We start from the raw sequence: 14,180 nt of genomic DNA on the forward strand, positions 1-14,180 counted from the left end.
GAGGTCGCTATGATTTGGTATCCCTATGAACAAATGAAAACAATGAAAAAACCAATCAAAGTTATTGATGCTAAAGGAGTCTACTTATATACACAAGATACAAAATTAATTGACTCTGTTTCATCTTGGTGGTCAGTTATGTTTGGTTATAAGAACAAAGAGCTTAATCAAGCTATTAAAGATCAAGTAGATAAATTTTCCCATATCATGCTTGGTGGTCTAACCCATGAACCAGTAGAAAAACTTTCAAATAAATTAAAAGAATATCTTCCAGGCGACTTGGATTATCCATTCTTCTCAGACTCAGGTTCTGTTGCAGTAGAAGTAGCTTTAAAAATGGCTTTACAATATTATATAAATCAAGGACGCACAGAAAAAATAATGGTTATGTCCCTTACTAACTCATACCATGGAGATACATTTAAAACCATGGAAGTAGGTGACGATGAAGATTATCACTTTATCTTAAAGGCTTATGGTAAAAGCCCTTATGTAGTCCATGTTGATACACAAATACCAGCACTTGAAGAAGCTTTTAAAAAATATGGTGAAAAGTTAAACTCTTTTATTGTTGAACCTCTATTACAAGGTGCCGGCGGAATGAAAATGTATGATATATCATTCTTAAAAAGAGCAAGAGAACTATGCGACCAATATGATGTAGTTTTGATATTTGATGAAGTTGCCACAGGATTTGGTAAAACTGGCAATAGGTTTGTATCAGAGCTTGTCCTTCCCGATATTTTAGTTCTTGGTAAGGCATTAACCGCTGGATACATGGGTCACGCTGTAACTGTAGCAAATAAAAAAATTTATTATGGATTTTATGATGATGACCCTAGCCATGCCCTAATGCATGGACCAACTTTTATGGCTAATCCTCTAGCCTGTTGTGTAGCATTAAAAGCAATAGAAATATTTGAAAGAGATAAGTACATGGAAAAGGTAAAACACTTAGAAGAAGTTGCAAAAGAAGAGATGAAAGGCGTTTGTGATGATAGGATAAAGGAAGTAAGAATTATGGGAGATGTGGTTTGTATTGAAGTTAAAGACGCAAAAACTCTTGATGGTTACCAAGACTTCGCATACAAAAAAGGAGTTTTTGCAAGACCATTTTTAAACTGCTTATACTCAATGCCACCCATGATCATTAAAGACGATGAACTTAAAAAAATACTTAAAACTATGAAAGAATGGTTTGAAAAATGACAGAAAATTATCAGCTAGTTTTTACTAGCTGATTTTTTATTAATTATTAATATTAATACCCCTTTAAAATTATTGGTATTTTTAATAAAGCTTTACTTACAATTTCATTTACCTAATTATATGTAAAAAAAACCACAGAAATAAATCTGTGGTTTATAGGTGTTTTATCTAGCCATTAATTTTTCACCGTTTAATCTGATGCCAGGTCCCATTGTTGTAGAAACTGTAACTGATTTTAAATATTTACCTTTTGCAGAAGCTGGTTTAGCTTTTATTACTGCTTCAGAAATTGTTTTAAAGTTTTCAGCTAACTTTTCTTGACCAAAAGAAACCTTACCGATTGGTACATTAATTATTGCTGCTTTGTCTACTCTATATTCAACTTTACCAGCTTTTGTATCTTTTATAGCATTTGCTAATTCAAAAGTTACTGTACCTGATTTTGGATTTGGCATTAATCCCTTAGGTCCTAGGATTCTACCAATTTTACCAACAACCCCCATCATATCTGGAGTTGCAATAACTACATCAAAATCAAACCAATTTTCATTTTTAATTTTTTCAACATATTCATCGCCACCAGCGTAATCAGCACCGGCTTCTAGAGCTTCTTTAACTTTATCACCCTTAGCGAGAACTAAAACTTTTACGGACTTTCCAGTTCCGTTTGGAAGTACAACAGTACCTCTAACTTGTTGGTCAGCGTGTCTTGGGTCTACACCAAGTCTCATAGCTAATTCAACAGTTTCATCAAATTTAGCTGAAGCTGTTTTTAACACTAGGCTTAGTGCTTCATCTACATCATAAAGCTTTTCTTTATCAATTAACTTTAAAGCTTCTAAATATTTTTTTCCTCTTTTTGGCATTATTAACCTCCTTGTGGTACTTACGACCAAAGTCTCCCACTAATCTTCTACTTCAATACCCATACTTCTTGCAGTACCTTTAATCATTGACATTGCTGCTTCTAATGATGCTGCATTAAGATCTGGCATTTTTGTTTTTGCAATTTCTTCAACTTGAGCTTTTTTAAGTTTACCAACCTTTTTCTTGTTTGGTTCTCCACTTGCACTCTTAAGTCCTAAAGCTTTTTTAATTAGAACAGGTGCTGGTGGAGTTTTTGTAATAAATGTAAATGATCTATCTTGATATACAGTTAGTACAACAGGAATAATCATCCCAGCTTGATCAGCTGTTTTTGCGTTAAACTCTTTTGTAAATTGCATAATATTAACACCGTGAGGTCCAAGTGCTGTACCTACTGGTGGTGCAGGTGTTGCTTTTCCTGCAGGAATTTGTAATTTTACTAATGCTATGACTTTTTTTGCCATTATATCCTCCTTGTGGTCTTTCGGGTTTACCCTCCCACTAAATTAAGCTTTTATAATTTGATTGAAATCCAATTCTACCAAAGTATCTCTACCAAACATAGAAATACTTACCTTGACCTTGCCCTTTTCATAATTGAAGGAATCAATAATTCCTACAAGTTCATTGAAAGGACCACTGATTACTCTTACAGTTTCACCTATTTCATAGTTACCAAACAATTCTTTGTTATCAGTAACACCAAGTAATAATACTTCTTCTTCAGATAAAGGAACAGGTTTAGATGCCGGACCTACAAATCCAGTAACTCCCCTTGTATTTCTAACGAGATACCAAGTTTCATCATTCATTATCATCTTAACCAGTACATAGGAAGGAAACATTTTTCTCTCTTTAGCCTTAGAAAGTCCGTCTTTTGTTTCAACGTAGTTTTCCATAGGAACTCTAATATCAAGAATTAAATCTTCCATTTTCCTATTAGCAACCATGGCTTCCATAGTATCCTTCACTTTATTTTCATAACCTGAATAAGTATGGATTACATACCACTTAGCTGCGTCCTTTGTTATATCTTTTTCATCCACTGTATTACCCTCTATCAATATATTGGTTTTAGTAAAAATACTATAAACCTGTCATATAGTGAAAGTAAAAGTGCACATGCGATTGAAACTCCTATAACTATTAAAGAATATTGTACTATTTGTTTCTTGGAAGGCCATACAACTTTTTTGAATTCAGATTTCACACCTCTAAAATATTTACCAAGACCACCTTTTTTTTCGTCAGTCTTTGCTACTTTATTAGTTGCCATAAATCCTCCTTACTTAGTTTCCTTGTGAAGAGTATGCTTCTTACAAAACTTGCAATATTTTTTCAATTCCAATCTTTGTGTAGTATTTTTTTTGTTTTTGTATGTCACATAATTTCTATTTTTACAATCTGGACATTCAAGAACTACTCTATCGGCCATTAAAACACCTCCTGATGTCAAAAAAAAGAGCCGCCTTCAGGCTCCTTAAATTTTTACTAATATAATCTACCATAAAATCGGCTATTTGTAAAGATTTTTTTAAATTTTTATAATCCCTTTCACATAATCAAGAAAAAATTTAATAAAAGGAGAATTGCCATGATTTCTTTCTACTGTCTTTAATTTATAGGTAAAAGCATCTTCTTCCTTGACTTTATTTATCACCTTTTCAACCAAAGAATACAAGTAGTCACTTATATATGAAAATTGCCATGGATAAAGCTCATTAATATCATCAACAAAAAAATTTGTACTTATGCCTAAATTTTCAAAATATTCATAATTAAAAAATAACAATGCGTTTTCTGAAAAGCTAAAATCTCCCCTTCTTCTTTTGTTGTACTGTTCTTTATTTATTATGAAAGGATTTTGTAATTCATAATCTCTATAAATATTAAAAAGTTCCAATAAATAAATATCTTCTTTTAAATGGATCAAAATTTTTAAAGCTGGCATGACTCTGTCAATTAAAGTATCGTAATCAACTTCAGGAAATCCCAAATCTTTAATATCAGTCTTGCCAAACATTACATCATAAAATCTATCTCTTTCAGATAAAAGTTCATAAAGATTCATTGACTCATAGGCTTTTATTTTTAAAAATAGTATATATTCCTTAAGTATGGGTTCAATACCATAATCCTCACATAAAATATCCGTTTCTAAAGCTCTTCTTACTATTTCTTTAAAGCTTTTTAAATCAGTTTTTAAGCCCTTATTTGTGTAATTATAAACTAGATTTTTAAGAGATTCCACCAACTTTTGTCTAAAACTTTCAGCTTTTGTGGAAGAATTTTTATAAATTGCCCTATAAATATTTAAAAGTTCCATAAAACTTAATTTATCAATTTTACAATTACAAAAATCTAAATAAGAGTAGTCTTCCATAGTGATTTGATCTTCATCAAAATCACTACAAAAACTTAGCAGACTTTTGTAGTCAGCAATTGATAATTGGTTTGAATTTAATATTAAATTTTTATCATCAACATAAAGTAAAAACTCTAGAGGTTTTATTTCTATAATAGAGCTTGCCTTTAAGATTTCATTTTTATAAGTAAAGAAAAACATATTGCCTCCAAATTTATTATACTATTTTTGCAGGCAAATTTTTTAATAAATTACAGAAATAAGATAAAAAGCTTAACTTATCCTTTTTTATCTTATTTCTGTATAATAAGAATGTTTTTATATCCCTTATATATAATTTAATAATGAACTATATTAAATATTACTGGTAAAAATTATATAGAAAATTTAAAACGAATGAATTTGATGTATTATTCTTCCCAAAATTCACCTAATCTTTTTTTAATATCTTTATCACTATAAAAATCTTCAACTATCCAATGGCTGGGAAGCAATTTTGAGTATGGCTCTATGGAAAATCTCTTATCTATCAGTAGAACTACTCCCTTATCATCTTCACTTCTTATAACTCTTCCACCCGACTGATTCACCTTTACCATACCGGGATAGATATAGGCATAATCGTAACCCTTTTTCAGCTTTTTTTGGAAATGATTTTTTAATATATTTCTTTCAAAAGATATTTGAGGTATGCCTACACTAATAATGGCAACTCCTATAAGTCTTTTACCAAGTAAATCTATGCCCTCACTAAAGGCTCCTCCCATTACTGCAAAAGCTCGCAAATCCTCTTGAAATTTAAATTTTAAAAGAAATTCTGACCTATCTGTTTCGGTCATTTGTCTACTTTGAATTATTACTTTCTCGTCAATTTTTTTATACTCTTCATAAACCATCTTCATATAGGCATAAGATGGGAAGAAGAAAATGTAATTTCCCTTTTTTTCTGTGAATAATTTTAATAGCCTCACTATATCAGCAACAAAATTTTTTCTATACTTATATGTGGTTAAAATTTTTTTATCTCTTAAAACCAAAAGTTTATTGGTATCGAAGGGTGATTTAATTTTATAATAATAGGTGTTTTCATCTGCACCTAAAAGATTTCCATAATATTTTAAAGGCTCCAATGTTGCAGAAAAAAATACACTCGCCCTTGCATTTTTTAAAATATCTTTAAAAATATCTCCGCTGTCAAGGCACAAAATTTTTATTGTGTTTTCTTCCTTAAGTGAAACAAAGTCTTTGTTATAATACTGATAAATTTTATTATAAGAGAAAAGATTAAAATAAATATTTAAAATTTCATCATAATGCTCATCTTCCTTATATTTTATAAGGTAATCATTTAAGGAATACATAAGTTTTTCCAAGGCTTCATTTAAATTTGCAAAGGCTTTATAAGAAAAAAATCTAGTCTTTGCTAAAAGATTAAATTCACTTATCGCCTTCAAATTATTAGCCCTATTAATCTTTAAAGACTTTGGCAAATATTCATCTAAAAGCATTAAATCATTTAAATTAAATTCAGCCGAATACATTTCTCTAGCCCTATCAACAAGGTTATGAGCCTCATCAACTAAAAATACATATGACTCCAAGGAACCTTCAAAAAATCTTTTCAAATAAACTATTGGATCAAAGGCATAATTGTAATCACCAATAATAAAATCGGAAAAATTAGCTAAATCAAGTTGAAATTCAAAGGGACAAACAAGATGTAGTCTTGAATATTTTTCTATATTAGACCTTTTAAATTCATCTACAGAATCAAAAATATCTATAATGGCATCATTAACCCTGTCAAAATGTCCCTTAGCAAAGGGGCAGTCTTTTGGATTGCACTTGACTTCATCATTAATGCAAATTTTTTCTTTGGCAGTTAATGTTAGATATTTTATTCTTAAACCCCTATCCATCAATTTGAACAAAGAATCTTGAGCAGTAATCTTTCCTGTAGAACGTGAAACAAGATAAAAAATTTTATCTAACTTATCCTCTCCTATTGCCTTGATTGATGGAAAAATAACTGACATAGATTTGCCAATACCAGTAGGTGCTTGAACAAATAGTTTATTTGTTTTACTTATAGTATTATAAACAGCTACAGCCATCTCTCTTTGACCTGCCCTATAATTTTTAAATGGAAATCTGCAAGTTTTTATAGATTCATTTCTTATTTCTTTCCATTCTGTCAGTCTTTTTGAAAATTCTAAGTAGCTAACTATAAGCTCATTAAAAAAATCTGATAATTCTTCAAAAGAAAATTCATGGTCAATTTTTTTTATTTGAGAAGTTGGAAGATGAAAATAGCTCAACCTTACATTTATCCTATCTAAATTCTTATTTTTAGCATATATATAGGCATAAGTTTTTGCCTGTGCCCAATGCAAAATATTAGAATCATAGTCAAGCTCATCTAAATCACGACTCGTAGATTTTATTTCATCAATTACATATAGGCAAGTTTTCTCATCATAACCAATTCCATCAGCCCTTCCTTCCACAGTCAAATTAAAATCAGAAATACTAATGCTTGTAGAAAGAAAAACTTCTTTTTTGTATGAAGAAGAATATAATGCTTGTAGTTTTTGATGAGCATAGATACCTGCCATTGCTCTAGAGTTTGAATAAAATCCCCTATCAATATCCCCAGACCTTTTGACAAACTCAATTAAATTTCTGACAGAAATTCTAAGTTCTTTCATAAAAATCTGATTAAATTAAATCAAAAAAATTATTTTGCCTTAAAGCTTCAAATAAAATTATGTTAGCAGAATTTGAAAGATTTAAACTCCTACCATAATTTTTCAACATAGGAATCTTAATAGCATCATCGTAATTAGAAAAAATTAAATCTTCAGGCAAGCCCCTAGTTTCCGGTCCGAAAACAATGACATCTTCATCATTATATTTAACATCAGTATAAAGCTTACTAGCTTTTGTAGTGGCAAGGTAAAATCTTGAATTAGGAAATCTTTTCAATAAATCATCATAGGAATCATAAATACTAATATCAACTAGATGCCAATAATCAAGCCCTGCTCTTTTTACATGCTTATCATCAATTTCAAAACCAAGCGGCTTTATCAGATGAAGCCTTGTGTTTGTTAATCCACAAGTTCTTGCTATTGCTCCTGTATTAAAAGGAATTTCCGGTTCATAAAAACAGATATTTAACATATTAACCCTCCAAAATTTCTATTGCACATTTAAGACCATCAAGAGCAGATGAAACTATGCCACCAGCAAAGCCTGCACCTTCACCAATAGGTCTTAAATTATTATATTCTAATGTGTGGTAATCTTTTCTTAAAATCCTTACAGGTGATGAGGTTCTCGTTTCAACACCTGTTAAAATTGCATCATTATTTGCAAAACCATGTAATTTTTTATCCATAGATAAAATCGCTTCTTTTAGAACCTTATTAATAGAAGGCGAATAAATATCATTTAAACTTGTTAATTTATATCCAGGTTTATAGGTAGGTATAATTTTACCTAGACTTGTGCTTTCTTTGTCGGCTAAAAAATCACAAACTTTTTGAACTGGTGCAAAATATTTGCCTCCACCTAAAATAAAAGCCCTTTCTTCAATCTTTCTTTGAAAATCAATGCCCCCAAGAGGTGAATTGCCATAAAAATCAGGCGACACAGTGCAAACTAGGGCAGAATTTGCATTTATACCATTTCTTTTGTGCTCACTCATTCCATTAACACAGAGCCTATTTTTTTCTGATGCCGATGGCACAACATAACCACCAGGGCACATACAAAAAGTGTAGGCACTGTGCGGATTTTCTTTTTTTGAATAAGTTAAAGCGTAAGAGGCTTGAGGTAAACTTTCATTTTTAATTTTATATTGGGAAAAATTAATATCACTTTGCAAATGCTCTATCCTAAAACCAAGGGCAAAAGGCTTAGCTTCAAGAGATATATACTTATTTAAAAAACTAAAAGTATCACGAGAAGAATTCCCCAAGGCTAAAATATATTGGCAAGCTTCAAATTCTCCCTTATCTGTAATTAAAGACTTAACTTTTCCATCCTCAAATTTCAAGTCAATAAATTTAGTTCTGAAATAAAATTCTCCACCCATTTTAAGTATAGATTTTCTAATATTTTTTATGACATTTCTTAAAACATCAGTACCAATATGGGGCATAGCATCATATAAAATATCTGATGGAGCACCATGGTCAACTAAAATTTCAAATATTTTTCTTGACCTCTTATCCTTAGAACGAGAAGTCAACTTTCCATCAGAATAAGTTCCAGCTCCACCCTCTCCAAAAGAAATATTGGAATTTTCATCAAGAATAGAGTTTTCCATTAAATTTTTTATTTTTTCCATTCTTGTATCAATATCATCCCCACGCTCAATAATTTTTACCCCTACACCCGCCTTTAAAAGAGTATAGGCGCAAAATAAACCTGCAGGACCAGCCCCCACAACAAGAGCAGACTTGACCTTATTTTTATTATTTAAAATTAATTTTTCTTCATTATAATAGCTAATATTATTTTTAAGTTTATTAAAAATTTGCGGACTCACATCTGTATCCACAAGAACTTGATAAACATAAAAAATTCCATCTCTTGCATCCAAAGACCTCTTATAGATAGAATAAGAAAAATCATCTTTTTTTATTAAATTTTTTACTTTCTTAAACAAATCTTCTTTTGAAGCATCAAAAGGAAGCTTGATATTTCTCAATATAATCAAATTATCACCAGTAATATTGTAATTCATATATAAAAATTTTTAAAGTTTTAAATAATTAAAAAATGCTGCCGATATTAAATCAACAGCTTATAATATATATTTTATTTTACAAAATATAAACGACCTATATTATCTCCATTAAATTCATGTCTAACTCTTACCCATTTTCTTAAATGAATAGTTTTTCCTGTTGAAAAATCAATTTCCCAACCAGCTAAATCTCCTCCAGTCCCAATTTCTTTAGGAACATCTGTTGACACATTAAATGCCCCTTCAATCACTAAGTATTTTCCGTAATTATCAATATGAAAAGCTCCTTCACCATTGTCTACATTAAATACATTTGAACCCAGTGCAGACCATGAAACTTCAGTGCAATCCAAAAATCTAAAAGTTCCATATTCGAAAATAGCCTTAACATATGCCCTACCTCTCACAGTACATGAAAAATCTGTAGGAGTTTGTACTGGCTTATCACAATATAAGTAACCATAAACAATTTTTCCATTTGACTTAGGAATGATATTTGTTTCGTTAGAAAGACCCATTTCTTTTCTTACTCTTCCATTGGTGATTTGACGGTTATCTACTATAAAATATAAACCTTCATCAATTTTTATAATCTCAGAATGTAGAAAATTAGCATCGTTTTCCAATTGTCTATAAAAATTGTTATCATCTTTTTCTCTTCTAGAAAAATAATTTGATGTTAATATAGCTAAAAAAATTATAAAAATTATTAATAATATTCTTTTTGCTTTTAACATTTTATTACCTCCTGTTACTTAAAATATAAATGACAAACTTTTAATTTGCTAAATTAAAGTTTACAATGGTGTCCACCCTTCTTGTTTATTTTTTATAAAAAGTTTTATTTTTCAATATTCTATCAAACTAAAAAATGCCAGTAAAATACCAGCATTAATTATTTTTTTATATCTATTATTTAGAATTTTTAACATATATACTCGTAGGTCCATCGGCTCCACCAATGATCTCAACTTGACCATCTTTTGTAATATCTTGACCTGTAATCTTTTCATATTGGGTTTTTGTAACTTTCTTATCATGATAATTATTAAAATAAAAACCTGCTACTAATAAGAATATAATAAAAATAGAAACTAAGGATTTCTTATACATTTTATGTAACCTCCTAAATTTACAATAATTATATCACACTCAAGTTTTAAAACCAATATGTTAATAAAAAATTTCATATAGCATTATAAGAATGATTGATTGAATTAATAATAAAAATAAAATATAAAAAAGTGGTATCTGAGAACAAATTCTAAATACCACCATAATATTTTATGCTCTTTCTTTAACTTGTCCGTATGTTTTATTAGCAAGAAAAACTTTTTCTAATAATGATACTACCAATACTCCTACAAAAGTTGGCACTAACCAAGAAAGCCCTGATTCTGCAAAGGGTAGATTATTTTCTAATTCAGTTAAGACTGGTAGAGAAACTGAAAAAGTCGTTCTCAACATTTGTACAAAAGGTAGGCCTACTGAAAAGAATGCAGCAGTTAGATAGGAGAATTTTCCATATCTTACAAAATCATGACTAGCTCCCATAACTATTAATACTAAAGCTACTGGATATATCAAAGTTAAAACTGGTACAGAAAAAGCTAGAAGATTATTTAAACCAAAGTTTGCTACCACGAAAGAAAAGAAAGTCCATATATAGACCCAAGTCCTGTATGATAATTTTTCTTTAAATAATGTAGCAAAATATTCTCCACCACTTGATATTAAGCCAACACAAGTTGTTAAACAAGCTAGGGTAAATATTGCTGCAAGAAGGAAAAATCCAAAATTACCAAAGGCATATTGGCAAGTTTTCGTTAAGATTTCAGCACCATTTTCTGCACCTGCTAATAATACTGATGAATTCATTCCTATGGATGAAAGCATTGCGTAAACTGCAAATAATACCAAACCTGCAAAAACTCCTGCTTTTATTGTATATTTTGTAACTTCTTTTTTATCAGTAACACCAAATCTTCTTATTGCTAAAGCTATAACAAAACCAAAATTTAGTGCAGCAACGGCATCCATTGTGTCATAACCTGATAAAAATCCTTTAAGAACAGGTGATTTCCCATAATCTCCAACTGGAGCTGCAACATTTTTATCTAAAAACATTAATCTGACAAACATAAAAAGTATCATTAAAAGTAATGCTGGAGTTAAATATTTTCCAACTCTTTTTACAAGTTTATTGGGTTTTAAGCATACCCATAAAGCTACAGCAAAGAAAACAAAAGTATATACTAATCTTGCTAAATTCATATTAAAACTTTGTGGCAATAAAGGAGCTATTGCCATTTCAAAAGGTACACTTCCTGCTCTTGGTATTCCAAGTCCAGGTCCTATTGAAAGATATATTGCAGTTGTAAAAACTAAAGAAAATTTTGGACCAACTCTTTGTGCTAAATTAGAAAGACCATCAGTCTTACCAACAACTATTGCTCCTATAACAGGAAATACTACTGCCGTTATTGAAAAAGATAAAAGTGCAAGAAAAGTAGCACTACCTGCCTGATTTCCCAAAAGTGGCGGAAATATTAAGTTTCCAGCCCCAAAAAATAGTCCAAATAACATTATACTTACTTGTACAAATTGACTTCTTGTTAATTTTTTCATAATGAAATTATCTCCTCTTTTTTTATTTTTCAAATTTAATTTTGATAAATATGAACCCACCCTATCACTTAGCTTGATTCAAGTGGATTTTAGGAAACTACTTTTCCAAAATAAAAAAAGTCCTTTGTCTTTAATTAGACAAAGGACGAAAATTCCGCGTTACCACCTTTTATTCTTATATAAAAATAAGCTCTCAAGCATCTATCAATGCCGGGTTTTTGTAACGCCTACCAAAGCGACAAATCTTACTATAATTTCAGACTTGCAATATAGAAAAATGATTTTCATCTTACTTCCGATATAGGCTTTCACCAAACGCCTACTCTCTAAAATCTTTCATAAAACTACTCTTTTTTTCTTAATTTTTATCATAAAAGTTAAATTTGATTTATTAGATAGTACTAAAATAAATTAACTTTGTCAATAATTTTTTTTAAATTTTTTATAAAAAAAAATTGGGACAGTCCTTAAGGACTGTCCCATAATATTTTAGTATTTTCTGATTAGCAAAAATTATTTTACTTGTTTTTAACTTGGATAATAGCACCTTGATACTTTTCATCAATAAATTTCTTAGCATCTTCTGATTGTAAGATTTCTATAAATTTTTTGAATTTTTCTTTATTTGTATCTTCTTTTCTGATAGCTACTAAGTTAGCATAGGGTGAATCTTTTGATTCAAGGAAAAGTGAATCACTTGTTGGTTTTAATCCTGCTGTTAGGGCAAAATTAGAATTAATAACCCCTGCTCCTGCATCGTTATAAACTTGAGCAACACTTGGAGCTTCAACGGCTGTAAACTTAAAATTATGTGGATTTTCTGTAATATCTTTTTCAGTTGTGTTTAAATTTGTCCTGTCTTTAATTTTAATTAGTCCTGCATCTTCAAGTAATATTAATGCTCTTGCTCCATTTGTTGGGTCGTTAGGAAGTATTATATCAGAACCATCTGGTATTTCACTTATTGACTTATATTTTGCTGAATATAAAGCCATTGGTTCTAAGTGAACAAATCCTAATGTTGTTATATTATCAATTTTTCTATCCTTTACAAATTCATCTAAATAAGGTTCGTGTTGGAAATAATTTGCGTTAATATCACCTGATGATAATTGTAAGTTTGGTTGAATATAATCATCAAATACTACAGTTTTTACATCTAGTCCAGCTTCTTTGAACTTATCTTGTAAAGCATCAACTATTTCTCCATGTGGTGTTGCTGAAACTCCAATAACAATCTTGTTGTCTTCAGAAATTGGCACTAAATCTTTCTTTTGACCATCAGCTGTTTGTTCAGCTTGGTTTGTTGCATTTGCCCCATTTGCTTTTTCTTCTGTTTTTGCATCATTTTTGCCACAAGCTGATAATAAAAGTGTTAGTGACAATACTGCTACTCCTAAAATTTTTAAATTCTTCATTTTCTTTCCTCCTAAAATTTTTTATTTATTTTAATTTTAAATTAAAATCTTCTATCAATTTTCTTTTCTATTCTATTACCTATTACTTGCACAATTTGTACAATTAAAATTATTAAAACTACTGTTGACCATAAAATTACTTCATCTCTCATTTGATAGCCATATCTAATAGCTATATCTCCAAGGCCTCCGCCTCCAATTGCTCCAGCCATTGCAGAATAACCAACAACATTAATTAATGTCATTGTTATTCCATTTACAATCATTGGCATTGCTTCAGGAATTAAAACCCTTGTTATTATTTGCATATTTGTTGAGCCAACAGATTTTGCCGCTTCAATTATCCCTTTATCAATTTGATTGAAATATCCTTCCATAAGTCTTGCAACAAAAGGTGCTGCTGAGATTGAAAGAGGTATAATCATTGCTGCTGTACCATAAGCTTTTCCAACTAAAATCCTAGATAGTGGAAATACCACAATAACAAGGATAATAAAAGGAAATGACCTCAATATATTTATTATTTTATCTAGTACAGAATAAATCTTTAAATTTTGGCAAAGCCCATCTTTTCTCGTAATTGTTAATATAACTCCAAGAGGTAAACCCAAAACTATAGCTATAAAAGTTGAAGCAAAAACCATTATTAAAGTTTGAGGAATTGCTGGGCCAATTATTGAAATTAATCTATCCATCTATAGCACCTCCACATTGACTTGGTTTTCAACGAGAAAATCAAGAGCTTTTTTTCTTTCTTCTTTTGAGCCTTGAATCTCAACTGTCAAATATCCTACGCTATCTACATTCAATTTGTTAATATTTCCTGAAAGAATATTTATAAAAACATCAAACTTCTTCATACAAATTGAAAGTATGGGTTTGTCATAATTATTGTTTGCATAAGTTATTCTATAAACATCACCCTTGAAATCTTCAG

16 protein-coding genes and 1 other annotated feature are annotated in these 14,180 nt (G+C 30.0%); of the genes, 1 reads left to right on the forward strand and 15 read right to left on the reverse strand.

The features are described from left to right. Window positions 1-9: 9 nt before the first annotated feature. Window positions 10-1,209, forward strand: a complete 1,200-nt coding sequence (gene bioA / locus HMPREF9131_RS06750; protein ID WP_009346076.1) for an adenosylmethionine--8-amino-7-oxononanoate transaminase — start codon at window positions 10-12, stop codon at window positions 1,207-1,209. Between the two features lie 164 nt (window positions 1,210-1,373). Here bioA and rplA read toward each other — a convergent pair whose 3' ends face one another. From rplA to HMPREF9131_RS06825, 15 genes are all read right to left on the reverse strand, one after another. After that, on the reverse strand, window positions 1,374-2,075 hold the full coding sequence (rplA, locus tag HMPREF9131_RS06755) for a 50S ribosomal protein L1 (protein WP_009346053.1): 702 nt from the start codon (window positions 2,073-2,075) through the stop codon (window positions 1,374-1,376). Window positions 2,076-2,114: 39 nt separating this feature from the next. Beyond that, window positions 2,115-2,540, reverse strand: coding sequence for a 50S ribosomal protein L11 (gene rplK / locus HMPREF9131_RS06760; RefSeq protein WP_004824869.1), 426 nt, complete (start codon window positions 2,538-2,540; stop codon window positions 2,115-2,117). Window positions 2,541-2,582: 42 nt separating this feature from the next. Continuing rightward, window positions 2,583-3,122, reverse strand: a complete 540-nt coding sequence (gene nusG / locus HMPREF9131_RS06765; RefSeq protein WP_004824778.1) for a transcription termination/antitermination protein NusG — start codon at window positions 3,120-3,122, stop codon at window positions 2,583-2,585. A 14-nt stretch (window positions 3,123-3,136) separates the two neighbouring features. Then, entirely contained in the window at window positions 3,137-3,352 is a 216-nt protein-coding gene (gene secE / locus HMPREF9131_RS06770; RefSeq protein ID WP_004824828.1) for a preprotein translocase subunit SecE, read from the reverse strand. 9 nt (window positions 3,353-3,361) lie between these two features. Next, window positions 3,362-3,511, reverse strand: a complete 150-nt coding sequence (gene rpmG / locus HMPREF9131_RS06775) for a 50S ribosomal protein L33 (protein WP_004824822.1) — start codon at window positions 3,509-3,511, stop codon at window positions 3,362-3,364. Window positions 3,512-3,610: 99 nt separating this feature from the next. Continuing rightward, the gene (locus tag HMPREF9131_RS06780; protein ID WP_009346094.1) at window positions 3,611-4,642 is read right to left on the reverse strand and encodes a hypothetical protein; all 1,032 of its coding nucleotides are present in this window, start codon (window positions 4,640-4,642) and stop codon (window positions 3,611-3,613) included. Window positions 4,643-4,851: 209 nt separating this feature from the next. Then, complete coding sequence (locus HMPREF9131_RS06785; protein ID WP_009346046.1) at window positions 4,852-7,149, reverse strand: ATP-dependent DNA helicase; 2,298 nt, start codon at window positions 7,147-7,149, stop codon at window positions 4,852-4,854. A gap of 10 nt (window positions 7,150-7,159) precedes the next feature. Then, entirely contained in the window at window positions 7,160-7,624 is a 465-nt protein-coding gene (locus HMPREF9131_RS06790; RefSeq protein WP_004824877.1) for a tRNA (cytidine(34)-2'-O)-methyltransferase, read from the reverse strand. A 1-nt stretch (window position 7,625) separates the two neighbouring features. After that, window positions 7,626-9,167: an NAD(P)/FAD-dependent oxidoreductase gene (locus tag HMPREF9131_RS06795; protein WP_009346058.1), complete on the reverse strand. Its 1,542-nt coding sequence runs from the start codon at window positions 9,165-9,167 to the stop codon at window positions 7,626-7,628. Between the two features lie 101 nt (window positions 9,168-9,268). Beyond that, the gene (locus HMPREF9131_RS06800) at window positions 9,269-9,934 is read right to left on the reverse strand and encodes a hypothetical protein (RefSeq protein ID WP_009346089.1); all 666 of its coding nucleotides are present in this window, start codon (window positions 9,932-9,934) and stop codon (window positions 9,269-9,271) included. Window positions 9,935-10,109: 175 nt separating this feature from the next. After that, window positions 10,110-10,310: a hypothetical protein gene (locus HMPREF9131_RS06805; RefSeq protein WP_009346088.1), complete on the reverse strand. Its 201-nt coding sequence runs from the start codon at window positions 10,308-10,310 to the stop codon at window positions 10,110-10,112. 171 nt (window positions 10,311-10,481) lie between these two features. Further along, window positions 10,482-11,825, reverse strand: a complete 1,344-nt coding sequence (brnQ, locus tag HMPREF9131_RS06810) for a branched-chain amino acid transport system II carrier protein (RefSeq protein WP_036744522.1) — start codon at window positions 11,823-11,825, stop codon at window positions 10,482-10,484. Window positions 11,826-11,963: 138 nt separating this feature from the next. Beyond that, window positions 11,964-12,194, reverse strand: a binding site (T-box leader). A gap of 149 nt (window positions 12,195-12,343) precedes the next feature. After that, window positions 12,344-13,243 carry a MetQ/NlpA family ABC transporter substrate-binding protein gene (locus tag HMPREF9131_RS06815; protein WP_009346045.1) on the reverse strand — a complete coding sequence of 300 codons (900 nt, stop codon included), beginning with the start codon at window positions 13,241-13,243 and terminating at the stop codon, window positions 12,344-12,346. A 41-nt stretch (window positions 13,244-13,284) separates the two neighbouring features. Continuing rightward, the gene (locus HMPREF9131_RS06820; protein WP_004824769.1) at window positions 13,285-13,938 is read right to left on the reverse strand and encodes a methionine ABC transporter permease; all 654 of its coding nucleotides are present in this window, start codon (window positions 13,936-13,938) and stop codon (window positions 13,285-13,287) included. Beyond that, window positions 13,939-14,180 (reverse strand): NIL domain-containing protein (locus HMPREF9131_RS06825; protein ID WP_009346090.1); only part of this gene is annotated, 242 nt, incomplete at its 5' end.

The organism is Peptoniphilus sp. oral taxon 836 str. F0141 (assembly GCF_000179335.1).
Lineage (GTDB): Bacteria > Bacillota > Clostridia > Tissierellales > Peptoniphilaceae > Peptoniphilus_A > Peptoniphilus_A lacrimalis.

Bases quoted from the DNA above. Each gene is read 5' to 3' on its own strand.
- bioA (WP_009346076.1), top strand. From the start codon at position 10: ATGATTTGGTATCCCTATGAACAAATGAAAACAATGAAAAAACCAATC.
- rplA (WP_009346053.1), bottom strand. From the start codon at position 2,075: ATGCCAAAAAGAGGAAAAAAATATTTAGAAGCTTTAAAGTTAATTGAT.
- rplK (WP_004824869.1), bottom strand. From the start codon at position 2,540: ATGGCAAAAAAAGTCATAGCATTAGTAAAATTACAAATTCCTGCAGGA.
- secE (WP_004824828.1), bottom strand. From the start codon at position 3,352: ATGGCAACTAATAAAGTAGCAAAGACTGACGAAAAAAAAGGTGGTCTT.
- rpmG (WP_004824822.1), bottom strand. From the start codon at position 3,511: ATGGCCGATAGAGTAGTTCTTGAATGTCCAGATTGTAAAAATAGAAAT.
- HMPREF9131_RS06780 (WP_009346094.1), bottom strand. From the start codon at position 4,642: ATGTTTTTCTTTACTTATAAAAATGAAATCTTAAAGGCAAGCTCTATT.
- HMPREF9131_RS06785 (WP_009346046.1), bottom strand. From the start codon at position 7,149: ATGAAAGAACTTAGAATTTCTGTCAGAAATTTAATTGAGTTTGTCAAA.
- HMPREF9131_RS06790 (WP_004824877.1), bottom strand. From the start codon at position 7,624: ATGTTAAATATCTGTTTTTATGAACCGGAAATTCCTTTTAATACAGGA.
- HMPREF9131_RS06800 (WP_009346089.1), bottom strand. From the start codon at position 9,934: ATGTTAAAAGCAAAAAGAATATTATTAATAATTTTTATAATTTTTTTA.
- HMPREF9131_RS06805 (WP_009346088.1), bottom strand. From the start codon at position 10,310: ATGTATAAGAAATCCTTAGTTTCTATTTTTATTATATTCTTATTAGTA.
- brnQ (WP_036744522.1), bottom strand. From the start codon at position 11,825: ATGAAAAAATTAACAAGAAGTCAATTTGTACAAGTAAGTATAATGTTA.
- HMPREF9131_RS06815 (WP_009346045.1), bottom strand. From the start codon at position 13,243: ATGAAGAATTTAAAAATTTTAGGAGTAGCAGTATTGTCACTAACACTT.
- HMPREF9131_RS06820 (WP_004824769.1), bottom strand. From the start codon at position 13,938: ATGGATAGATTAATTTCAATAATTGGCCCAGCAATTCCTCAAACTTTA.